The organism is Oligosphaera ethanolica (assembly GCF_030814695.1).
In the GTDB taxonomy this organism is placed as follows: Bacteria; Verrucomicrobiota; Lentisphaeria; order Oligosphaerales; family Oligosphaeraceae; genus Oligosphaera; species Oligosphaera ethanolica.
The window spans coordinates 2904759-2927791 of sequence record NZ_JAUSVL010000001.1; the positions used below are offsets into that span (position 1 = coordinate 2904759).

Genomic DNA, 23033 nt, shown 5'->3' on the forward strand with positions numbered 1-23033 from the left:
AAGAAAGGTTGTCCGAACATAACAGCGCACGTTTGGGAAGGTACTTATCACTATACGAATTGCCAGTTGGGAACGACCATTGCCAAAGCGGTCAGAAGCTCAATTGCTGCTTTGCAGCGGCTCGAAGCGAATGGGGCGCTGGTCGCTGTAGCGGAGGTCGCTGCGATTGAGCATGGCGCTGAGCGCTGCGTTGCTCATGGCGGGTATTTCCATTTTGACCAGCACCGTGACGGCGATGTGGTCCTGCTCTTCGCGTATCCATCCCTGGCTCTGGATAACCGCCTGCTGGAAGGCAAGGCGGTCGGCCAGGGACATGGTCGGTGAGTTTCGCGTGACGGCCAGGGCGGCACGGAGGATATGCAGTTCGGGATCGCCGGGATACCAGAGCAGTGCCTGTGCCAGGGCGTCGTCCGCCTCATCAAGGCGATTCAGCAATAGCAGGACTTTTGCCAGGCGCTGGTGGGACGACGAACGGTGTGGCGCGCGGCGGACCAGCTCCTCGGCGCCATACAGGGCGACGTCGGGCATGCCGTATTGCATGCCGATGTCCATGAGGTAGCGTGCCGGCGCGGGGGCGTGGGAGAGATTGTCGGCGACGAGGCGAAAGCGCTTGGCGGCCAGGCGGGGATCTTTGCCGATGTCGTTGTGCGCCAGTTGCAGCAGCTTTTCACTGGAGATGCGCATGGCCGGGCCAGCGCCGGCGATGACGGCGACGGTGGCGGCGCTGATGCGCAGGGCGAGGCGCCAACGGCGGTCAGAAGGCGGGAGTGCGGACGTATCGGGCGTAATGCCGGTAGTGGCGCCAGCGCCCGTCGCGGTCACGGCGCCGTCGTCGTGTCGGGGCAATGCGAGCAGACCGAGGAGGGCCGCAGAGAAGATCGATGCGGGCACGAGGTCATTGAACTGGAAGAGCGCGTGGGTACCCCAGGCGGCGGCGGCGGCGATGGCGGCGATGCACTGCGCCTGCGGGGCTTTTTCCCAGTGTTGGCGGAGCCAGCCCATGGCGAGGGCGAAGGGCAGGCCGATGCAGGCGAGAGCGGCCAGGCCGCCGACGAAGCCGCATTGGCTGAGCATGGAGAGAAAGAAGTTGTGAGGATCGCGGGTTTCTTCCATGCCGATGGGCTTCAGGCGCATGTACCAGGGGAAGAACTCGCCGAGGCCGGCGCCGGTGAGGGGGAACTGCTTGAACATTTGCAGGGCGACGCGGTAGTACTCGACGCGGGTTGATGCCGAAGCGGCGCCGCGGCCGTGGTCGGTGAAGAAGAGCAGGGCGAGGAAGAGCGCCAAGACGGCGACGCCGGCAAGGACCATCGCCCAGCGCCAGCGCCGCAAGGCCGGCAGCAGCCAAGTCATCACGGCGAGGCCAACGATGGCGCCGATTGCCGCGCCGCGGCTGCCCGACCAGTAGAGCGCGCAGCTGAAGAGGAGTACGCCACCGCCGGTGAAGAGGACGCGACTGAGCCAGCGCGGTTCAAAGCGGCCTGCCCAGCGCAGGAGTGCTATCACCGCGATCGGCGCGGTGATGAGCATGTACGAGGCATAGACATTGGGGTCGATGAAGCTGCCGTAGATACGCGTTTGTTCCATTTTGGCGGCGAGGACGCCCTGGAGGTCGATGCCCTGTTCGACGGCGTGTTCTTGGGCGTAGAGTCGGGCGGCTTCCAGGCCGCCGAAGTGCTGACGCCAGCCATGGATGGCACAGAGAATGCCGGCGCTGGCGAGGGTGTTGCCAATGGCGGGCATGAGCTTCGCATCGCTGGCCCGCGCCCACCAGATGGCACTCACCAGGGAGGACACGCCCCAAAAATGCCAGGTCCACTGCAGAGCGTAATCCCATTCGCTGCAGCGAATCATGCCGACCAGGCCCGCCGCGAGTGGCAGGAGCCAGATGGCCGGCAGGACGGCATCGGCCCTGCGCGCGGGCGCCGGCCGGCTGCAGAACGCCCACAGGAGCGCCACAGCGCTGAGTATCGGCGCAAGAAAGCTGGGATAGCAGACAAAAAACAGCCATTCCCAGATGTTCAGTGGGTAGTTCGCCTGCTCGCCGCCGGCCACCAGACTGCCGAATTTGATGGGCAGCAGCAGCACCATGGCGCACAGATAGGCTCTGAGGATATCGCGATTGCGGCTGCCATTGCCAGCACTGCTGCTTTGTTCCATGTGGCGACCTTACTCGACTGTGGCCATGAGCCAGGGATGACGCGACGAAATCAGGACTGGTTGTCGGTCGGCGTCGGGTTCTGTGGTTCCGGCTGGGCAGGCTGCCTGGGTGCCGGGGCCCCGCCAGCGTCTTCGGCTGTCACTGGTGGCAAGGGCATCTTGTTGGGATTGCGGGGCGGCAGAGGCCGATTCGGGCGTTGCCGCCGCTGGTTTGGCGGGCGGTTGCTGCGATTGCCGTCGTTGCTGCGATTGCCGTCGTTGCTGCGATTGCCGTCGTTGCTGCGATTGCTGTCGTTGCTGCGATTGCCGTCGTTGCTGCGATTGCCGTCGTTGCTGCGATTGCCGTCGTTGCTGCGATTGCCGTCGTTGCTGCGATTGCCGTCGTTGCTGCGATTGCCGTCGTTGCGGCGGTTATTTCTGTTTGCCTGGGGTTGGCGCTGGTTATTGTTTTGGGCGGTGGGTTGGCGGCTGCTATTGTCGTTGTCACCGTCTGATTCACTCGGGTCGCCGTCGGTGTCGGGGGTCGTGCTGGCGGCACCCTGTTGTTGTGCTTTGAGTTCGGCGGCGGCTTGGCGGTAGCATTCGGCCTCGTACTGCAGGCAGCATTTGAGGCGGCCGCAGGCGCCGGAGATATTTTGCGGGTTGAGTGATAGGCCCTGTTGCTTGGCCATTTTCACATTGATGCTGTTGAAGCTGGGGAGAAAACTGGCGCAGCAGAAGGGCCTGCCGCAGGTGCCGATGCCGCCCAGAATGGCCGCTTCATCGCGGACGCCGACCTGCCGGAGTTCGACGCGAATGCGGAAGAGGCCGGAGAGATCCCGCAGGAGCTCGCGAAAATCCACCCGGCCCTCGGCGGAGAATTGGAAGAGGAGGAGCTTGCGGTCGAAGGCGTAATGGGTATGAATGAGCTTCATGTCCAGCTTGTGGGCCCGAATGCGTTCTTGGGTGCTGTTGTGGGCTTCCAGTGCTTTGGCGTTGTTTTCGACAGCCTGGGTTTTGTCTTCCGCCGTGGCCCTGCGGATAATCAGGGGAATTTTCTGTCCCTCGATGTGCCGGCCTTTGTTGAGCTGGGCGCGTTTTTTCTCAAAACTGGCTTCGTCCTCGATCGGCTCGCCGCTGACGGTGCAGATCGTACCGAAATCCAGGTAGCGTTCGCAGCGGACAATGACTTCATCGCCTATGGCGAAGGGAATTTCGGTGTCGCCGATGCATTCGTAGCAGATACCGGTGGCGACGTTAACTTTATAGAGTTGCTTCATGACGGAGCGGCCTTTGTGATCAATAGGTACGTGCTGAGCACGACGTTATCGGAGTAGATGCCGCGGCCTCAATGAGACCGGTTGGTAAAATGAGAAAGATAACGCCCAAGAGGCGATCGGTCAATATGCTGAGAACGCGAAGACAGGCGATTCGTAGCCGCTGATTCCGCAGACAACGCAGACAACGTAATTGGTTAGTAACCACCCCGGTGGGGAAAACACCGGGGACAATTTGCAGGAAACCCACGGCCAGTCGCCGCCCAGCCATTACACATGGGTGGCTAACCAGGCAGCGGATTTTATAGGAGCAATGCTCTTCACATAGCATGCGGCAATCGCCGGCGATGAGTCGATTGGTAACCATGCACAAGATCATTCGCCGAGGTTTTGAGCACCGAAGGTGCGCCCTAAGATAGCCCAGGGCAAGCGGCGCCGAAGGCGCGCGCCGCCCTGGGCTATCTTAGGCCGCGCTTTCAGCGCTTCTGCCGCTTCGCGGCGGAAATGCACGACGAGAAAAGGCTGCTTGGTTGAAACAACAAGTGCCATGGATACCGTTAAATGCAGAGCATCGGTTTCATAGGAGCGATTGATAACCAAAACTGTGGTGCCTCTACGAGGCACTGTCAGTTGGCAGGCTGCGTCCCCAGGCTAAAGCCTGGGGTTAAGCATGGTTAAGCGCCTACGGCGCAGAAACATGGACGTTGAATGATGGTGGTTTTCGGCCCGAACCGGACAAAGCAAGTCGTCAGATCGGCCAAGTTCGGCCCGGAGGGCCGTACCATGCATAACCCCGGGTGAGGCGCCCGGAGGGCGCCGCAACCCGGGGTAGGACAGCAAGTTAGAATTGCGCCCGGAGGGCGCCACATTGGCGAGGCACGCCGCGTCCCACGCGTCAGCGAGAGGCATGCCGTGCATCCGTTATCAATGCCTGACCGATTACGCAGATTAGAGCTGATTTCGTTTTTGGGAGTTGACAATTTGCGTGTCGCCATTAGCTTGAGAGTTTGCGTTGCTGTAAGGATAGGGGGATGGCCGTAGCGTAGCGTCGAGCACCATGAAGCACAAGCATTTATTGCCCATCACATTTTGTTCATTGCTGCTCAAGTTTCACCAGAGCGCGTTGCGGCATGCCGAGAATCTACGTTTCAAGATAGGTTTTTGGCTGGTGGCGATCAACTGTCCGTTTGGGTATATCGGCCTATTGGTTTCGAGCCTGATTGCGGGTGCGCGCAAGGATGTCCGCTGGTTGTATGGCGGCACCCTTTGTTACGGCTTTTCGTGGGCAATGCTTGGTGCGGGGACGGTGTTGCTTGGTCGGCAGGCCAAGCGAATGCTCGTGCACGATTTCCGGCGCAAGTATCTGGCCTGGTCGCGGCTGCGGCAGCGGCGCACGGCGTTGCGCGTGTCTGCGTGAGAGCCGTGCGCTTTTTGGGGGAGCACAGAAGCACGCCTTGCAGCTTTGGCGCGTTGGTCTTTTGTCATCCCCGCTCAGCCTGAAATAGCGCCATTGGTGGCGCTGCGACGGCAGCTATTTTTTCTCTTCGAGTGCGGCCAGTTTGGCTTTGAGCTCGCCGAGTTCGCGAGTCAGTTCCTTGATGCTGGCGGCGGTCTTGTCGAGTCGGCCGATGTACATATTTTGCTTGGCGAATTCGCGGCGGTCCATGGCTGGAGTGCCGAAGACCACAGCGCCTGGGGCGAGGTCTTTGGAGACGCCGGCCTGGGCCATGACGATGGCGCCATCGCCAAGCGTGAGGTGACCGGCCATGCCGGCCTGTCCGGCGAGGATAACGCCGCGGCCGAGGGTGCTGCTGCCGGAGATGCCGACCTGGGCGACGATGAGGCAGCCCGCGCCGACCTGGACATTGTGGCCGATCTGGACGAGATTGTCGATCTTCGTGCCCTGTTGGATCCAGGTGCGGCCGAAGCGCGCCCGGTCGATGCAGCTGTTGGCGCCGATTTCGACATCGTCGTCGATTTGCACGATGCCGACCTGGGGAACCTTCTCGTGGCCCTGCTGGGTCGAGTTGTAGCCAAAGCCGTCGGCACCGATGACTACGCCGGGGTGTAGGATAACGCGTTTGCCGATGCTGCAGCGTTCGCGGATGACCACGTTGGCATAGAGGAAGGTCTGTTCACCGATGCAGGTTTCCTGGCCGATGACGCAGCCGGCGCCAATGACGCAGTGCTCACCGATCTGCGCTTTGGCGCCGATGACGGCGCAGGGGCCGACATGGGCGCTGGCCGCGACGACGGCGTCGGCCGCGACGACGGCGCTGGGGTGGATGCCTGGCGCATAGCTGACTGGTGGCGGTGTAAAGAGGGTGACCAGCGTGCTGAAGGCCTGCGATGGGTCCGCACAGGTGATCCAGGCCCGGCCGGCCGGCGGTGGCACGTCGTAATTTTCCGGCACCAGCACGACACCGGCCCGTGAGGGCAGGACCTGCTCGCGGTATTTGTCATTGCCGAGGAAGGCAACGTCGCTGGGCATGGCCTCCTTGAGGGAGGCGACACCGCTGAGGCCCTGCGGGCAGCTGCCGCAGAGGCGGCCGTGGACCAGGGCGGCGATCTCCTCGCATGTTTTCTCAACGTACATGGCTTGACTCCTGAGTGGCCGCCGGCGCTTGCCGGCGGGCAACGCAAAGAACGCAACGCAACGCACTGCGCTGCGCTGGTGGCGCTTGCTTATTCGGCTTTCGGGGCGGCGTCGGCTGCCGGCGGCGCGGTGTCGCCGGCGCTTTCGGCGGGCTTATTGCGGTTGCGCAGGGCTTCGTAGCGGGCCTTGGCGTCAGCGAGTTCTTCTTCGTGGCCGGCGTTGGCGATATTGACGACGACGTCGGTTACGTCCTGGTCTTTGGGGTAGACCAACAGCACTGGCACGCGGTTGAGGGTGCGGCCGGACACTTCGTAGACGTGGCTGTAACCGCGTACTTCGGCGAATTTGCGGACCATAGTGAGGAGTTCTTCGACGAGTTCTTCCTCCTTGGTGCCGCGGATGCGCTGGAGCTTCTGCATGTTTTCCTGGCGGAAGCGTTCGAATTCCTCGTTTTTGCCGCGGAAGCGTTCGAGGCGCAGCTGGAATTTGCGGCGGGAGTCTTCGCGGACGGCCATGCTGAGTAGTTCGTTCTGGCTGTCTTCCTCGAATTTCTGGGTTTCCTTGGCGAGTGCTTCGAGTTCGCCGCGGAGCATCGTGACGCGTTCTTCGAAGTCTTGTTTCTGTTGTTCGAAGGCGATATTGGCGTTGACGGTTTTGTAGTACTCCTCGAAGATTTTTTCCATGTTGACGTAGGCCGTTTTATCCTGGGCGGTGGCGGTGATGGCCATGAAGAGGGCCGCGGCACAAAGGGCCAAGGACAGACTGAAAGCATTGCGCTTGTGCATGATCAATTACTCCGTGATGATGGGTTGCTGTTGGTCTCGTTTGCGATCATATCGACCACATTTTGGAATTTTGGTATATTAGCGGGATCGATGGCCATGAGTGCTTGATGGGCTTCGAGGATGATCTGGCTTTTGGCGGCCATGTTCTTGACTGCGCCAGCGGTGGCGGCGGCGAGAGTGGCCCAGGAAGGATTGGGTACTGGCGCGTCGACATATTTCCACACGCGGGAGACGCCGACGCCGTCGAGGAGTTCGTGGTGGCTGTCATCGGCGTTGACCACGAGCAGTGCCAGGCGGCCTTTGGCGCGGATGCCGATTTTGACCATGATGCCCATGAAGGTGCTGTCCATGCTGGTGCAGTTGGCCAAGTCAAGCATGACGCTCTTGATGTCGTCCCTGGCCAGCATGTCGTCGCAGTAGAGCGAAAATTCCTGACAGAGCTTGAGGGTGCCGCGGCCGTGGAGTTGGAAGAGGATCAGCGGGCCCTGTTCAGCCACCAGCAGTTGTGCGTTATCCATGTGCTTCACCTGATTGTTTTGAGCTGTGAACAGCTGACGGGCACGAATGGCGTTGGTGGGCAGGGTGAGTTTGTCCTCATGTTGCCCGCCAGTGGCGGGGGCATCCCCAGTGAAAACGAATAATATAGGCTGGCTATCGTATTTTTCACGGTCTGGAGGGGGGCGAAAACGCTCTGCCGTAATCGGTCAGCCATGGATAATGGCCTTTCCTGTAGTCTTTTGTTTTCAGCGCCGAAGGCGCGGCCTAAGATAGCCTAGGGCAAGCGCCCGCAGGGCGCGTCGCCCCGGGTAAAGGCCCCACCTGAAATGAGCCCTGTAAGGGCGACCTAAATGACCTGCGACGATGGGTCGCAGCGCAAAATTGCCGCAGCAATCAATGAGTTCCATTGCCTCTTTGATCCCAGTCAGCTTCGCCGACTGGGGTCAAAGAGGCCGAGGAACACGAGCAAAAATGGCGCTCTACCCAGGGCGGCGCTCCGCCTTCGGCGTCGCTTGCCCTGGGCTGGTATGCTTCGCGCTTTCAGCGCTCAAATGCCGCCGGGACGGCGGCGCTCCCAGGAGTCGAATCAGTCCCCAATCAGTCCAAGGCGTCGGGAGTCAATCCCCACGGTCCAATTCGTCCCCACAGTCCAATCCATGGGATCATGCCTCATGAGTCCGTGAGTCCTCGCCCCAGCGCACAGTCGCCAATTAGTCCCACCGGTCCCAAGCGTCACCATGGTCCTGGCTATTATCAATGACTGACCGATTACGCGCGCCCCTGGCTGTGCTGGGCAATTCGGGGCGATCGCGCGGCTGCCGGCGTGAAGATTTCAGTTGAGGATTTAAATTAAACTCTTTTTTGAGATAAGTCTGGTGCTTGGCAAAGAGAAGGTGACAGCGCAGATGAAAGAATTGATAGCGAAAGCCGACGTATTGTTGGAGGCCCTGCCGTATATTCAAGACTTTCATGGCAGTGTCGTGCTGGTGAAGTTCGGCGGTAGTGCCATGGAGGACCCCGAGGTTACGCGCGGGGTATTGCGCGATGTCGCCTTCATGGCTTCGGCGGGGATGCGGCCGGTGATTGTCCATGGCGGCGGCAAGGCCATCAGTGCCGAGTTGAAGGCTCAGGGCGTGCCGACGCAGTTTATCAACGGCCTGCGTTACACCTGCGAGAAGACCATCAAGGTCGTGGATCAGGTGTTGCACCAGGTGGTCAATGCCGATCTGCTGCGCATGCTCCGCGAGAGTGGCGCGGTGGCGGCGGCGGTGTCCGGCAAGAACGTCCTGCGTTGTGAGCGGACGACGACGGTGGACAAGGCGACTGGCGCGGCGATCGACCTGGGCTTTGTCGGCCGGGTCGTGAATGTGGACACGCCGCAGTTGAACTGGATCATGTCTCGGGGCGAAGTGCCGGTGATAACGCCGCTGGCCTGCGATATGAATGGCCAGGTGTATAATATCAATGCGGACATGGCCGCCTGTGTGATTGCGGCGATGCTGAAGGTGCGCAAGCTGGTATTTCTGAGCGACGTGCCGGGGGTGTTGCGTGACCCGGCTGACGAGGATAGCCTGATATCGACGATTCGCATGGGCGAGATTGACCAGCTGTCGCGGGACGGCGTCATTTCCGGCGGGATGCTGCCGAAGCTGCAGAGCGCCGCCGATGCCCTGCAGGCGGGCGTGGGCAAAGTCCACATGATTGACGGTCGGGTGCGACATTCGCTGTTGCTGGAGCTGTTCACCGACCAGGGCATTGGCACGCAGATCATACCATGAGACGACAGAACGATTGCGATAGGAGTGAGAATTATGAACATAGTACCGGCGTTAGGTTTACGGAACAAGTCGCTGCTGCGGCTGGCCGATATCAGTGACGAGCAGATGCTCGGTCTGGTGGATTTCGCCATTGCGCTAAAAGCGCGGAAACGGGCCGGCGAACACCTGCAGAATCCCCTGCTCAAAGGGCGCAATATCTGCCTGGTCTTTCAGAAATCATCGACCCGGACGCGTTGTGCGACGGTGGTCGCCGTGCGGGACGAGGGCGGCAATGCCGAGTATCTGGGTCAGAGCGACATTCATTTTGGCAAGAAGGAGTCGGTGAAGGATAGCGCCCGGGTGCTGGGCCGGCTCTTTGACGGCATTTTGTTCCGAGGCTTTGCTCACAGTATCGTCGAAGAGCTGGCGGAGAATGCTGGCGTGCCGGTGTGGAATGGCCTGACGGACGAGTGGCACCCCACCCAGATCCTGGCGGATTTGCAGACGATCAAGGAGCATTTCGGGATCCTCAAGGGCCTGAAACTGGCCTTTGTGGGCGACGGGCGGAACAACGTCTGCAACTCGTTGATGATCGGCTGTGCCAAGGCCGGCATTGACGTGGTGGACGTTTGCCCGCCGGAGTTGTCGCCTGACCCGGCAGTGCTGGCGATGGCCGAGGCGGCGGCGGCGCGGCATGGCTCGACGGTGAGCGTCAGCCACGATCCGGCGGCGGGCGTGCGGGGTGCGAACATTCTGTACACCGACGTGTGGGTGTCCATGGGCGAGGAAGCCGTATTCCAGGAAAGGCTGCAGCTGTTGCGGCCCTTCCAGGTGAACATGGATCTCGTGCGTGCGACGGGCAACCTCGACTCCGGCCGGGTGATGTTCCTGCACTGTCTGCCGGCCTTCCACGACAACAGCACAGATGTGAGCAAGACGACGGGCGCGCTGGAAGTGACCGACGATGTGTTCGAGGCGCCGTTTTCGAAGGTCTTTGACGAAGCGGAAAATCGTATGCATACCATCAAGGCGATGATCCTGTCCTCGCTTGCCTGAGTGCGGGTGGGTTTTGCGGACTGATGGGGTGCGTTGACCATGATAAGCCATGACCCAAATTTGGAGAGACAGCGATGCTAAAACGCAAGCGGCTTGATGAGATCAGCTGGGAACTGTTCAGCGCCCTCAGTCCGGACGAACGTGCGCCCTACTTGGTACAGTCCAGCGGTCGGCCCTATCACGCGCTGATTGCCCAGCAATTCGAGCGCGACAGCCTTGATCTGCTTTGCGACCTGGCCACGCGCATACGGCGCATCGCCAAGAGCCGCGACGGCATGAAATTTCTTTCGGATCTGCTTTGTCACAAGCGCGCGATGTTGTATTTCAGCCAGCCGAGCAGCCGGACTTTTCTGTCCTTCTATGCCGCCTGCCAGATTCTCGGCATGCGGGTGGCGGAAGTGCGCGACACGTCTATCTCCAGTGAGATGAAGGGCGAGACGCCGACGGATTCGGTGCGGACTTTCGGGTCCTATTTTGACATGATCATCATGCGGACGCCTTGGCAGGGCTTTGTTGAAGAGATGGCGTGGATGTTGTCCAACACCGAACGGCCCTTGCCGATCATCAATGCCGGCTCGGGGAAGGACCAGCATCCGACGCAGGCCTTGTTGGACATCTACACTTTGCAGCGCAGCTTTGAGAAGAATGGCGGTCTTGAGAACAAGCACGTGGTTTTCTGCGGCGATCTCAAGCGCGGGCGGACGGTGCGCTCGCTGTCGCGGCTATTGACCTACTATCCGAACATCCGCCAGACCTTTGCGGCGCCGGAGGCGCTGCAGATTGGTCAGGACATCCTCGACCAGCTTGATGCCGCCGGTGTGAACTACGATGTCACCACCGACTTCAAAGCGACCATCCCGGATGCGGATGCGATCTACATGACGCGGGTGCAGAGCGAGTGGGACAATCCGGATGGCGAGAAGCCCAAATACAACTGGGCGGACTACTCGTTTACGGCGGCGGACCTGCTGGTGCTCAAGCGCACGGGCGTGATCCTGCACCCGCTGCCGCGGCGGCAGGAACTGGACCCGGCCTGCGATAATGACCCCCGGGCGGTCTATTGGCGGCAGATGCGCAACGGCATGTGGATCCGCTGCGCGCTGATCGCAAATATCTTTGGCCGTGAGCAAGAAATCACCCATTACTACATGATGAACTTGAAGTGATTGCGCCGGGCTGCGGCCTGGTTCTGGAAAGACAGTGACGATGATATATGCAGAGGAACGGGAACAGGTCGCCTATTTCATGCGGCGGCTCTATCGACAGGGCCTGACGACCACGTCCGGCGGGAACATATCCTGTCGGGTGGGCGATGGCTGCGTGGCGATCACGGCGTCGAAGCTGGACAAGGCCGAGCTGGCGGCTTCCGGCGTGGGCGTGGTCGCGCTGGGTGGCGGCGGCAACCTCACACCCGAGCTCGGGCTGAGCATTGAAACCGGCATGCACCTGGCGCTATACCGGCGGCGGCCGGACGTGCAAGCGATCGTCCACGCCCATCCGGTGACGGCCAGCGCCTTCTGCGCTGTCCGCGGCGTGGAGCTGGACACGACGCTGACAGCGGAGGCCTACGCGCTGCTGGGGCGACCGGCATTCATACCTTACGCGCTGATGGGCACGGACGACCTGGCCACGCGGGCGGCCGCAGGCATGGGCGATAGCGTCTGTCTGCTGCTGGAAAACCATGGCGTGCTGGCCGTCGGCGACACGCTGCTGGCGGCCTTTGATCGCCTGGAGCTGCTGGAAGTCGCCGCGCGACATACGCTGATCGTGCGGCAGCTGGGCGGCGTGAGCCCGCTGGATGCGACGAAGATTCGGGAATTGGATCATTTTGTCGGTCGCGCACAGTCGTGAGTCTCCGGCAGGGCACGAACAACAAGAAAGCTGGACACGACATGGCGGACGACAAGACTACGGAAGCGCTGATACGGCAGCTGCTGCTCAACGTTGGCGAGGATCCCGATCGCGAAGGGTTGGTAAAGACGCCTGAGCGGGTCGCCAAGAGCTATGAGTTTTTGCTGCGCGGCTACCGGCAGCGGCCCGAAGACGCGATGGGCGACGCGATTTTTCATGAAGACTGCAATCACATGGTGATTGTGCGGGACATAGAGGTGTACAGTCTGTGCGAGCATCACCTGCTGCCGTTTTTCGGCCGCTGTCATATCGGCTACATCCCGCAGGGGCAGGTGTTTGGCGTGAGCAAGCTGGCGCGGCTGGTGGACTGTTACGCGAGCCGCCTGCAGCTGCAGGAACGCCTGACGCAGCAGATCGCCCGTTTCATCAAGGGCCACATCAATGCCGAAGGTGTCGGCGTGGTGATGGAATGCCACCATTTGTGCATGATGATGCGCGGGGTCGAAAAGCAGAATTCCTGCATGGTGACATCGGCGATGCTCGGCAGTTTTCACAATTCAGAAGCCACGCGCAACGAGTTTCTGCAGCTGATCCAGCGGCAGAACTGACGGCGCCGCCACGGCGGCGCCGACGGATGACGCGCGGCAAAGGGGACGCATGCTGCAAGAGAAAAAAACGACGACGGTGCCTGGTCGCTGGTCGTGGCTGGTGATCGTGCTGGCGGTCTATCTCGTCCGGGTGATGTCCTGGGCCATGGGCGAGTTGTGGTATGACGAAGTGCTGACGCTGACGCATTTTGTGCTTGGCGACGATGACGCGTCGTTCTGGCGGGTTTTCCGCGTGTATCCGATGGCGAACAACCACATGCTGTGTTCGGGGTTGTACTGGTGGTGGCTGCGCTTCCTGCACTTCAATTTGTCGGCAGAGCACCTGTTGCGGATGCCGTCGATCGCCTGCGGCGCTTTGAGCATTGCGCTGGTGGTCTGTCATTGGCGGCGCTGGCTGGGCGGCGCGCTGGCCAATGCAGGCGGGCTGATGCTGGCAATCAGCGTGGTTTTCACGGGCTTCGCCTATCAGCTGCGGGGGTACTCGCTGAGCATGCTTTTGGCGACGGCGGCCGTATCGGCGGCGATGGAGCTGACGCGGGACAAGCCCGCGCGCTGGTCACAGTGGCTGCTCTGCGCCTGCGGGCTGCTGTTGCCGCTGGCCATCCCGAGCAACGTGTTGGTGCTGGGCGCGCTGGCGTTGTTTTTGCTGGGGGCTCTGCATTGGCGTGGCGCCAGCTGGCGTCGCAGCGCCTGGCGGGTCGTGCCTTTTGCCCTGAGTGTGTGCCTGGGCGGCGGTTATTATTTTACGCTGTGGCCGGCCTTTGTGGCGGCGTCGCGGGAAGCCGGCGGCTGGGAGTCCAGCTGGTTGGTTGCGGGCCAGTTGTTGCTGGCCTTGCTGGCGCACGGCGGCGTCCTGGCGCTGGCGATCTTGCCGGTGGCCTGGACGCGAGTCAGACGCTGGTGGCTGGCGAAGAATGCGGAAAAAGAGCCACCGGAAGAGCTGCCGGCGGATGATGGCGACGACGACGCGTCCTTTATCAGCAGCTGGTTGTTCTTTTGCTGCGTCGTGCCAGTGCTGGTGCTGCTGATTGTGACGGGGCCGGGGCGGGCGCCATTTCCGCGGGTCTTCCTGGGCTTTGTGCCCTTGTGGACCTTCGCGGTCTTGCTGGCGGCGCGGGTGTGGCCGTGGTGTCGGCGTCTGGATTTTGCGGTGTTGGCCCTGCTGGTGCTGGGCAACGGCTTTCTGTGGGAGCGCGGTGCCGAGGCGCTGACCAGCAGCCAGCGGCAACGCGGCGAGTACCCGCAGAATCTCCTGCAGCAGTACTACCGCGGCGCCAATCAGCTGCGCGGGCTGGTGCAGATCATGCAGGACGAAGAGTGGCAGGGTGGTAGCATGGTGCTCGTCAATGAGTATGACGGGCCGACCTTTCGTTTCTATTGGGCGATTCTCGGCAATGACGGTCGGCAGGTGCAGTCATGGAACCACATTACGCCCGAGTTGTGGCGACAGGCCATCGCCGGCCAGCCCGGCCGACGGTTGTGGGCCGTGGCCCATAACCAGCAAGCCGCCGCTGATCTCTTCCGACGCGCCGGCGCCGACCCGGCGCTGCCTATGGAGCTCGTCGCCCGCCATGGCGACCGAGCGCTCTATGTGCTCCTGCAGCCGTCAATGCCCAAGCCCGTTCGCCGCAAGGCGCCACAACGCAATATGGTCTAGCCCGGTGGGGGGAGGGGCGTTGCGATAGGCTGGTGGACGGATCGTCCGAACAACATTTCCCTGGCCGCGAAGCGGCCGAAGCGCTGAAAGCGCGACGCATACCAGCCCAGGGCAAGCACGCTGAAAGCGTGCGCCGCCCTGGGTTAGGCGCCTTCTATGTTCGTGTTCCTCGGCCCCATTGGCCCCAGTCGGCGAAGCTGACTGGGGCCAATGGGGCAATGGAACTCACTTTTTTTGCTTGCTATGTCGCACCCCTTCAGGTGCATGGATACTGTTCCATGCTTTCAGTGGGCCTGGATATAGTTGTAAATGTAGGTAATGTGCGAAATCTTGTGATAGAAAGAGATACTTGACATGCGCCGTAGGCGCTTAACTATGCTTAACCCCAGGCTTTAGCCTGGGGAAAATGCTCTCCAGTCAATCGTGCCCCGTAGGGGCACAACTGGATGCCTGACAAACACATTCTGAACACGATTACAGACCATTTTCAACCAAGACTTCGGTGCTGTAGTGCCTCTACGAGGCACTGTTCGATAGGACACCTTACCCCAGGCTGAAGCCTGGGGTTAAGCATGGTCGTGCCCCTACGGGGCAAATTCATGCATAACTACCTAACAAGGAGTCTATTGTAAAAAATTCTTTCGCAAAAGAAGAGATTAGGTCGCATTGGCGCAAATACATGTGTTCATCACAAGATTTCGCACATTAACTAAATGTAATTGTCGCACAGCCTTTTAGCAGAAAGACATGTTTTTCATGAACAGCAGAATGATACTGTTTGATCTCGACGGCACGCTGGTGGACTCACGGGCGGATTTGACGACGGCGGTGAACCTGGTCCGCGCCGACTACGGCTTGCCGGCGCTGCCGCTGGCGACGATGACCAGCTTTGTCGGTGATGGGGTGCACAAGTTGCTGGAGCGGGCTTTGCAGGACGCCGCGGCCGGCTGGTCGATGGACGTGGCCGTGCAGCGTATGGCGCGCCACTACCACGACCATCTGCTTGACGAGACGTGCCTGTATCCCGGCGTGGCCGAAACGCTGCCATTGCTGGCGCGGGACTGGCGCCTGGGTGTCGTGACTAACAAGCCGCAGGCAGCTGCCTGCGCGGTTTGCGAAAAGCTGGGCATCGCCGCTGTGCTCGCCGTCGTGGTTGGCGGCGGTCGCTGCGCACAGCTCAAGCCGCGGCCGGAGCCGCTGCTGATGGCGCTGGAACTGGCCGGGGCGGGCGTTGAAGGCTCGTGGATGGTCGGCGACCACCGTACAGACCTCGGCGCCGCCAGCGCCGCCGGCCTCCGCGCCTGCTTTTGCGCCTACGGCTTCGGTCAGCAGGACGACCAGCGCGCGGACGCAGTCATCCAGCATTTTGCTCAGTTGCCCATGGTCCTGCGCGAGGCCGACCGGCGCGACTGACTAGGCGCGTCAAAGCGCGCCGTGGCGCACCGGCTCAGAACCGCAGCTGAGCGATGGCATCAGCACCGGCGATGTCGCCGAACTGGTTTTTGAGCCAGCGGTCGTCGAAATCGCGGATGCGGTCGCGGTCGGTCGGGGCGGCGAGGGTCTGTTGTGGCGCCTTGCTGGCGATATTGCCGATGAATGAATCCAGCGCGGTGATTTTTCCGGCGATGATGTCGTCTTCGCAAATGCGGCAAGTGACGATTTCCTTGCGGGCATTGCGGCCACCGCGATCATAGATGATATGGATGCCGCCATCGGGCGCCTGCACGGCGTCGGGATAGGACGATCCAGTGCTGTTTTCCAGGGTGAGCTGGTAGGGCCAGCTGCGGCCGTCGTCTTCCGAGAGCATCGCCGTCATGGCGACGCGCTGTTTGGCATCGAGATTGTTGATCAAGAGGACGCGGCCGGACTGTAGCCGTCTGAGGAAGAAGCGGGTGGACGGGTTGGGGATGTCGGTGGGCGCGCCGTCGGTCCAGGTGGCGCCGCCGTCGGTCGAGAGCGACTGGGCGATGCAGCCGGTTTTGCAGGTGCGGGCGAACATGAGCAGCGAGCCGTCGCGGCGTTCCAGTATCTGCGTTTCGTCGAAGAAGGCGTCGAGCTTTTTGCCACCTTGGCGACGGAGCCAAGTCCGGCCCTGGTCGCTGGATTCGGAGTAGCAATAGCGGTCGCAGGTCCAGTCGTAGGCGCAGGCGAGCCAGCGGCCGTCGTTGAGTACGGTTGGCTGGCAACGCAGGAAGCCGGTGAAGGCCAGGAAGGGCGCTGACCAGTGCAGGTCGGCGGCGTCGGGATCGTCGCAACGAATGGCCCAGGTGCTGACGTGGGCGGCGTCCTTGATGCCGCCGCACGAATAATCGCGCTGCACCCAGAAACACCACAGGCGCTGCAGGGGATCAAGCCAGAGCTCGATGTCCAGCAGCTGTTTGCGGGTCGCCGGTACGGTGGCGATGACCAGCACGGGATCCTGCCAGTTGATGCCGCCGTCGTCGCTGCGGGCGAGGATGTTGTAGTTCCAGTACGATGGCTCACGCGAACCACCCGAATACCAACCGCCAAAGAACCGGCCCTTGGGCGTGCGGCAGATGCTGGGGCAGCCCTGCCATTGGCGATATGCCGCCGAATACTGCGGGCCGGGCTGCGTGATAATGACGCCGGGAAATGCTGCTGCTGCGGTCATGCTGCGTGAGTCCTTCTGTTGCGGAGGGGTGAATGGAATGAGTGACTGCTGACCGCACTCTCCGCGGGGACGCGGTCAGCGACGGCATAAATGTAGCGCAAGTTTCTCCTGGGAGCGCCGCCGTCCCGGCGGCAATCATCCTGGGAGCGCCGCCGTCCCGGCGGCATTTGCGTGTTGTCTTTTTTCGCGGACGGATCGGACCGATCCGACGGATCCGACGGATCAGGTCATCCGATCAGTCCGATCAGTCCGATCAGTCCGATCAGTCCGATGATCCGTCGGAAGATCTGTCCTGGCAAAAATCCCTCCTCCATGGCGTTGTGCGCCACCGTTTTCCTGTAATCGGTCACCCATTGAGAATTGAACCATAGAGCTTCTGGCTGAGTCAAACGTGCCTGTTTCCCTGGCCGCGAAGCGGCAGAAGCGCTGAAAGCGCGAAACATACCAGCCCAGGGCAAGCACGCTGAAAGCGTGCGCCGCCCTGGGTACAACGGCGACCATGTTCGTGTTCCTCGGCCCCTTTTGCCCCAGTCGGCGAAGCTGACTGGGGCAAAAGGGGCAATGGAACTCACTTGCTTATCTGGGATTGACATCGGCGGCATGTTTGGCCGCCATTATCAATGGGTGACCGCTTACGTTTTCCCCGTGCGCATGCGCCGCATTGGCTTGCCGATTGGGTTCCGGCGGTTATCTTCATAAATCGCAACGTACCGGGAGGACGTGTTTTTTTCATAGGAGCAAGCGGACATGAGCAAGATCAAGATCGGGCAGATTGGCATATGTCATGAGCACGCATCGGGCAAGATTGACTCCGTACGGAAGTTGCCGGACATTTTTGAGGTCGTTGGCGTGGTCGATGACCGTTCGACGACGGCGGCGAAATACGCCGGTTCCAATCTGAAGCCCTATGAGGGCCTGCGCTGGCTGAGCGAGGACGAGCTGCTGAATTATCCGGGCTTGCAGGCCGTACTGGTGGAGGTACCGAACACGGATTTGGTGCCGGTGGCCATGCGCTGCATGGAACGCGGTCTGGCCATGCATATGGACAAGCCCGGCGGTGAGGACCTCGCGCTGTTCGGCAAGCTGGTTGCGGGCTGCAAAGCGAAGCAGTTGCCTTTCCAAATGGGCTACATGTTCCGTGGCAACCCGGCGATGCAGTGGTGCATCAAGGCCGCGCGCAATGGCTGGTTGGGTGACATCTATGAAATCCAGACCAGCATGAGCCACAATTACGGGGGCGATGACTACCAGGAGTACCTGGGCAATTACCGCGGTGGCATCATGTTTAATCTCTGCTGCCATTTCATTGATTTCGTGGTGGACATCCTTGGTCGGCCGACGGGCGTGACGTCGTTTCTCAAGAATGCGCCTGGGACTCGCCCGGGCATTGTCAACAACGCCCTGTCGATTCTGGACTACCCCGAGGCGACGGTGACGTTGCGGGCCTGCAGCAAGGAAGTCAACGGCTTGAATTGCCGGCGTTTGAAAATCTGCGGCACGAAGGGCACGGCGGACCTCTGCCCGGTGGAGCGTTTTGATGGCAAGCCGCTGACGATGGAATTGCACCTGAAGGAAGCCAATGCGGACTATCCCGCCGGCGAGCAGATTGTTGACTTCGGCATCAAGACCGACCGCTACATTGATCAGCTTACGGAGCTGGCGAAGATCATCAAGGGCGAATTGCCCAATCCCGACATTTACGATCACGACTGCCTGGTCCAGGAGATTCTCCTGGCTGCCTCCGGCTACACCCAATGGGAGAAATGACATGCGCGCAATACTGGTTAAAGAAGACAAGAGCCTCGTGTGGAGCGAAGTGCCCGAGCCGACGCCACGCGACGGCGAGATCATCATCGATATCCACGCCGCGGCTCTGAACCGCGCTGACCTGATGCAGCGCGCGGGCAATTACCCGCCGCCTCCCGGCTGGCCGGATTGGATGGGGCTGGAAGTATCAGGCGTGGTCTCGTGGGTGCCGGCGGGCTGCAAGTGGCGCGTTGGCGACCGGGTCTGCGCACTCTTGGGCGGCGGCGGCTACGCCGAACGCGTGGCGGTGCCGGCGGACATGGCCCTGCCCATTCCGGAAGGCATCAGCATGGTCGAGGCCGCGGCAATCCCGGAGGCCTTTGCGACGTCGTTCCTCAATCTGATCCTTGAGGGTCGCATGAAGAAGGGCGATACCGTCTTCATCCAAGGCGGCGCTAGCGGCCTGGGCATGGCCGCCGTGCAGCTGGCCAAGTACATGGGCGGCAAGGTCGTCACGACTGTCGGCAGCGACGATAAGGCGGCTTTCGTGCGCACGCTCGGCGCGGATGTCGTCATCAATCGCAAGAAAGAGGACATCGCTGCCGTGCTGGCACAGCATCCGGTGGACGTGGCGATGGACAGCGTGGCAGGCCCGCACCTGGGCGCCTGTCTGGCCACCATGGCCCGCGGCGGTCGTTGGATCATCATCTCCACCCTCGGCGGCGCGATGTGCGAGATTGACATCCGCGATTTCTTCCGCCGCGGCGTGTATCTGATCGGCAGCACCCTGCGCAGCCGTAGCTCCGAAATGAAGGCGCAGATATTGGACAGCCTGCGCGATCAGGTGTGGTCGGGCTTTACCTCGGGAAAGATCAAGGTCGTCATCCACCAGACCCTGCCCATCACCCAGGCTGAAAAAGCTCACGCTATCCTAGAGAAGCAGGAGAACCTCGGCAAGGTCGTGCTCGTCGTCAAAGAATGACGCGATCATTGGTTCTGGATCCGTTGTTGCGCCGTAGGCGCTAAACCATGCTTAACCCCAGGCTTTAGCCTGGGGAAAAGTACCCTCCTGCCAATCGTGCCCTGTAGGGGCACTACTGGATACCTGATAAACACAATCTGAAGACGATGCTCCGCAGAAACAAAAAAACCGCCTAACTCACTAGGAGTTAGGCGGTTGTATGTGGAGCGGGTGATGGGAATCGAACCCACATAGTCGGCTTGGAAGGCCGAAGCATTACCACTATGCTACACCCGCAGGTGCGACGAGCTATTTACTATAAGGGGAGTTCATTTCAATGCAAGATGCCGTGCCGGGAAATGCGCCGTGACGCTTAATCAGTCAGCCATTGATTTTGGATGCACGACATGCCTCCCTCTGGCGCGGTGGGTTGCGATCTCCCGGGCAAATGTGGCGCCCTCCGGGCGCAATCATTCATGTTCTTGTTCCCCCGGGTTGCGTCGCCCTCCGGGCGCCTCACCCGGGGTTATGCATGGTGCGGCCCTCCGGGCCGAACTTGGCCAATTTGCCATTTTATTGCCGCAAAGCGGCCGAAGCGCTTACAGCGCTCAAATGCCAACTGGACAAGGGTTTGCACTAGGGCGAACATAAAGGCCGCTGGGACAATAAATATCAATGACTGATCAATTATCATCAGACGCGCTCGGGGCTGTGTCCTTAACGCCGGTTGTGGGCGGCGCGTTCCCGGATGGGCTGTTGCAGCTGGACTACCGCAGTCCGGTGGACGGCCTGGCCGACTGGGCGATGCTGCTGCCGCCGCAGGCCGGGTCAACCTGGCTGGTGTGCATCCATGGCCACGGCGCGCGCGGCAACCAGCTTTACGTGCGTAATGACATCCGCAAGGCGTGGCTGCCGAGCTTTTTGCAGCGCGGCTACGGACTGCTGACGCCGACGCTGCGCGGCAACGCCTGGATGTGCCCGCCAGCCGTGGCCGACATGGACGCACTCATCGGCTACCTGCGCCGCGAATGGGGCGCCACCCGCTTTATTTTCGCCTCGGGGTCCATGGGCGGCAGTAGTAATTTGATGTACGCGAGTCTGCGGCCGGCAAACGTCCAGGCCGTGGCGGCGATGGGCGCGATCGCGGATTTGGCGGCCTACCACGGTTTTTGCCGGCAGGGCGCGTCGCGGCTGCCAATACTGGGCGAGATCGCGGATAGCCTGGAGGAGCATTACGGCGGCACGCCGGCGGCGCAGCCGGAGTTGTATCGCCGGCATTCGCCACTGTATCACTGCGAAGCCTTATTGGGCATGCCGCTGTTTTTGGCGCATGGCACGGCCGACGTGCTGATGCCGGTGGCGCAGTCGCGGCGACTGGCGGGCGCGCTGGCGGAACACGGGCACTTCTGGTATCACGAGATTGCCGGCGGCGGTCATGACGCGCCCCTGCACCTGGACCCCTGCGAATTTATCGCAGATAAGATGATGAATGCCTGAAAACAGGCGGAACTTGCCGCCGGCGCCAATGGCGCCGGCTAAGACTTAAGACTGGGACGGACGGTTACGTGGATAGTGAATTAATGAGCGATATTATTCGTCGACGCACGGCGGATTTGCGGCGAGAGTGGTGGCAGGTGATGCTGGCGTATTTCCGCGAGCACGAATGGCGGCGGGTACGCGAGCCAGTGATCAGCATCAACACGGACATGCGCGAGTGGGGGCGCTGGACCGGCGGCTATGTCCGCCAGATCGAGCTGAGCTGGCGCTTGTTGTGGGAACACCCGTGGTACGCGGTGACGGAGGTCTTCCGACACGAAATAGCCCACCAGCTGGCAGACGAATTCTACGGCATCGGCATGGAAGCGCCGCACGGGCCGATCTTCCGGCTGATCTGCGAGCGCATTGCGGCCAATCCGGCGGCGTCGGGCACCTATCCGTTGTTAGATCAGCGCTTGCAGGGCGATGACGAGGACAGCGAGGAGAACCGTATTCTGCAGAAGGTCCGCAAGCTGACGGCATTGGCCGACGGCACTAGCTTGCATGAAGCCGAGGCGGCCTTGCTCAAGGCCCGTGAGCTGATGCAGCGGCACGATGTCGATCCCGGACGAGTCGCCGCGACGTCGGAGATGATCGCGGTGTCGGTGGGGCCGGTCTTCCGGCGGCGCTTGAACCACCATCACATGCTGGCGCTGGTCCTGCAGGATTTTTACGCAGTAAACGTGATTTGGGTGCCATCGCCCCTGCCGGTCGAGGCCGCCGGTGGCAGTGAGGCTGCCGGGGGCAGTGGGTCTGCCGGGGGCGAGCCGGAGTGGGGGATGACCTTGGAGTTGTGCGGACGTGTCCGCGATGTGCGCCTGGCCGGCTATGCGCATGACTACATCACGCGTTACATCGAGCAGTCGTGGCAGGCCTTGCCGGCGGCCATGCGTCGCGGCCAGAATGGCCGACGGGATTTCGCCATGGGCGTGCTCGGGGGCTTTCGCGAGGCACTGGAGGGACAGAATCAACGGCCGGAATGCCGCGCGCTCGTCCGCCAGCAAGACCCCGAACTCAATGCCTTCTACGAACGACGCCATCCGCGCGTGAGTTCGCGCAGCGGCGGCCGCCTGCAACTCAATCACGATCTCGTCAACGCCGGCAAAGATGCCGGCCGGCAACTGCGCATCCGCCCCGGCGTCGACGGCAGCGGCGCCGCCGGCACCGGTGGCCGCCTGCTGCATGAGTGAGGCAAGGACGGGTCAACGGTCCTTTTTTCGCGGTCGGATCGGTCGGATCGGTCGGATCGGATAGGATAGGTGCGTCTGCCATCGGGCCGAACTTGGCCGACCAGACGGCGTGATGCGTCCAAACCAGCTGTGAACCGCAGGAACGCGGTAGTCCTTCAGATGATGGAAAAATAGTTAATGTGCGAAATCTTGTGATGAACACTTGTAATTGCTAACCAATGCTTCCAGGTGTAAATAAGAACTATTCTCTTCTTGTGGAGAAAACTTTTTACACTAACCTGCTCCCATGAAACCGATGCTCTTCACTTTACGGTATCCATGGCACTTGTTCAGCCAGGCAGCCTTTTCTCGTCGCGCATTTCCGCCGCGAAGCGGCCGAAGCGCTGAAAGCGCGACGCATACCAGCCCAGGGCAAGCGGCGCCGAAGGCGCGCGCCGCCCTGGGTGGCGCGCCATATTGGTCCGTGTTCCTCGGCCTCTTTGGCCCCAGTCGGCGCAGCTGACTGGGGCCAAAGAGGCAATGGAATTCATTGATTGCTGCTGCGGGCACGTTTGCGTGTGGCTGTTTGGAGGTCGGGTAAGGTCATGATCCCAGGCGACGGTGCGGGCGGGACGCCCGCACCACGGCCGGGAGACGGGCGCGCGACGCGTACCAGCCCAGGGATAGGGCCCATCCGAAAAGCATAGTTGGGTTTTGCGAGGGGGAGGAAAATACCCTTAAAACCAAACTATGCTTTTCGGACAG

The 23033-nt window shown here is 61.4% G+C and carries 19 protein-coding genes and 1 tRNA gene; 12 read left to right on the forward strand and 8 right to left on the reverse strand.

Going from position 1 to position 23033, the window contains the following annotated elements:
- Nucleotides 1-99 precede the first annotated feature (99 nt).
- From J3R75_RS10060 to J3R75_RS10070, 3 genes are all read right to left on the reverse strand, one after another.
- Complete coding sequence (locus J3R75_RS10060) at nucleotides 100-2160, reverse strand: O-antigen ligase family protein (RefSeq protein WP_307261394.1); 2061 nt, start codon at nucleotides 2158-2160, stop codon at nucleotides 100-102.
- 50 nt (nucleotides 2161-2210) lie between these two features.
- Complete coding sequence (locus J3R75_RS10065; RefSeq protein ID WP_307261395.1) at nucleotides 2211-3419, reverse strand: PSP1 domain-containing protein; 1209 nt, start codon at nucleotides 3417-3419, stop codon at nucleotides 2211-2213.
- A gap of 372 nt (nucleotides 3420-3791) precedes the next feature.
- Nucleotides 3792-4016, reverse strand: coding sequence for a hypothetical protein (locus J3R75_RS10070; RefSeq protein WP_307261396.1), 225 nt, complete (start codon nucleotides 4014-4016; stop codon nucleotides 3792-3794).
- A 457-nt stretch (nucleotides 4017-4473) separates the two neighbouring features.
- Between J3R75_RS10070 and J3R75_RS10075 the strand changes: the two genes are divergently transcribed.
- Entirely contained in the window at nucleotides 4474-4833 is a 360-nt protein-coding gene (locus J3R75_RS10075; RefSeq protein WP_307261397.1) for a hypothetical protein, read from the forward strand.
- 114 nt (nucleotides 4834-4947) lie between these two features.
- Here the strand turns inward: J3R75_RS10075 and lpxD are convergent, their stop codons facing one another.
- From lpxD to J3R75_RS10090, 3 genes are all read right to left on the reverse strand, one after another.
- Nucleotides 4948-6012, reverse strand: coding sequence for a UDP-3-O-(3-hydroxymyristoyl)glucosamine N-acyltransferase (lpxD, locus tag J3R75_RS10080; RefSeq protein ID WP_307261398.1), 1065 nt, complete (start codon nucleotides 6010-6012; stop codon nucleotides 4948-4950).
- 89 nt (nucleotides 6013-6101) lie between these two features.
- Entirely contained in the window at nucleotides 6102-6797 is a 696-nt protein-coding gene (locus tag J3R75_RS10085) for an OmpH/Skp family outer membrane protein (RefSeq protein WP_307261399.1), read from the reverse strand.
- A 2-nt stretch (nucleotides 6798-6799) separates the two neighbouring features.
- Nucleotides 6800-7315, reverse strand: a complete 516-nt coding sequence (locus tag J3R75_RS10090) for an STAS domain-containing protein (RefSeq protein WP_307261400.1) — start codon at nucleotides 7313-7315, stop codon at nucleotides 6800-6802.
- An 885-nt stretch (nucleotides 7316-8200) separates the two neighbouring features.
- On the opposite strand from J3R75_RS10090, the gene argB reads away from it, so the two are divergent.
- The 7 genes from argB (at nucleotide 8201) to J3R75_RS10125 (ending at nucleotide 15637) form a co-directional block, all read left to right on the forward strand.
- Nucleotides 8201-9073, forward strand: a complete 873-nt coding sequence (gene argB / locus J3R75_RS10095; protein WP_307261401.1) for an acetylglutamate kinase — start codon at nucleotides 8201-8203, stop codon at nucleotides 9071-9073.
- Between the two features lie 39 nt (nucleotides 9074-9112).
- Nucleotides 9113-10108, forward strand: a complete 996-nt coding sequence (gene argF, locus J3R75_RS10100; protein WP_370882393.1) for an ornithine carbamoyltransferase — start codon at nucleotides 9113-9115, stop codon at nucleotides 10106-10108.
- Nucleotides 10109-10182: 74 nt separating this feature from the next.
- Nucleotides 10183-11274 (forward strand): aspartate/ornithine carbamoyltransferase family protein, encoded by a 1092-nt coding sequence (locus tag J3R75_RS10105; protein WP_307261403.1) that lies wholly within the window; start codon nucleotides 10183-10185, stop codon nucleotides 11272-11274.
- A 40-nt stretch (nucleotides 11275-11314) separates the two neighbouring features.
- Nucleotides 11315-11959, forward strand: coding sequence for a class II aldolase/adducin family protein (locus J3R75_RS10110; protein WP_307261404.1), 645 nt, complete (start codon nucleotides 11315-11317; stop codon nucleotides 11957-11959).
- 41 nt (nucleotides 11960-12000) lie between these two features.
- On the forward strand, nucleotides 12001-12567 hold the full coding sequence (gene folE, locus J3R75_RS10115; RefSeq protein WP_307261405.1) for a GTP cyclohydrolase I FolE: 567 nt from the start codon (nucleotides 12001-12003) through the stop codon (nucleotides 12565-12567).
- A 49-nt stretch (nucleotides 12568-12616) separates the two neighbouring features.
- Nucleotides 12617-14224 carry a glycosyltransferase family protein gene (locus J3R75_RS10120; protein ID WP_307261406.1) on the forward strand — a complete coding sequence of 536 codons (1608 nt, stop codon included), beginning with the start codon at nucleotides 12617-12619 and terminating at the stop codon, nucleotides 14222-14224.
- A gap of 756 nt (nucleotides 14225-14980) precedes the next feature.
- On the forward strand, nucleotides 14981-15637 hold the full coding sequence (locus J3R75_RS10125; protein ID WP_307261407.1) for an HAD family hydrolase: 657 nt from the start codon (nucleotides 14981-14983) through the stop codon (nucleotides 15635-15637).
- Between the two features lie 34 nt (nucleotides 15638-15671).
- Here J3R75_RS10125 and J3R75_RS10130 read toward each other — a convergent pair whose 3' ends face one another.
- On the reverse strand, nucleotides 15672-16856 hold the full coding sequence (locus J3R75_RS10130) for a sialidase family protein (protein ID WP_307261408.1): 1185 nt from the start codon (nucleotides 16854-16856) through the stop codon (nucleotides 15672-15674).
- Between the two features lie 747 nt (nucleotides 16857-17603).
- Between J3R75_RS10130 and J3R75_RS10135 the strand changes: the two genes are divergently transcribed.
- Together J3R75_RS10135 and J3R75_RS10140 are read left to right on the forward strand one after the other, a co-directional pair.
- A complete protein-coding gene (locus tag J3R75_RS10135; protein WP_307261409.1) occupies nucleotides 17604-18623 on the forward strand; it encodes a Gfo/Idh/MocA family protein in 1020 nt (339 codons plus the stop codon).
- Between the two features lies 1 nt (nucleotide 18624).
- Nucleotides 18625-19584, forward strand: coding sequence for an NAD(P)H-quinone oxidoreductase (locus J3R75_RS10140; protein ID WP_307261410.1), 960 nt, complete (start codon nucleotides 18625-18627; stop codon nucleotides 19582-19584).
- A 202-nt stretch (nucleotides 19585-19786) separates the two neighbouring features.
- Here the strand turns inward: J3R75_RS10140 and J3R75_RS10145 are convergent.
- A tRNA-Gly gene (locus tag J3R75_RS10145) sits at nucleotides 19787-19860 on the reverse strand.
- 378 nt (nucleotides 19861-20238) lie between these two features.
- On the opposite strand from J3R75_RS10145, the gene J3R75_RS10150 reads away from it, so the two are divergent.
- Both J3R75_RS10150 and J3R75_RS10155 read left to right on the forward strand, forming a co-directional pair.
- Nucleotides 20239-21060: an alpha/beta hydrolase family protein gene (locus tag J3R75_RS10150; protein ID WP_307261411.1), complete on the forward strand. Its 822-nt coding sequence runs from the start codon at nucleotides 20239-20241 to the stop codon at nucleotides 21058-21060.
- 68 nt (nucleotides 21061-21128) lie between these two features.
- Entirely contained in the window at nucleotides 21129-22289 is a 1161-nt protein-coding gene (locus J3R75_RS10155) for a DUF2786 domain-containing protein (RefSeq protein ID WP_307261412.1), read from the forward strand.
- Nucleotides 22290-23033: the final 744 nt, after the last annotated feature.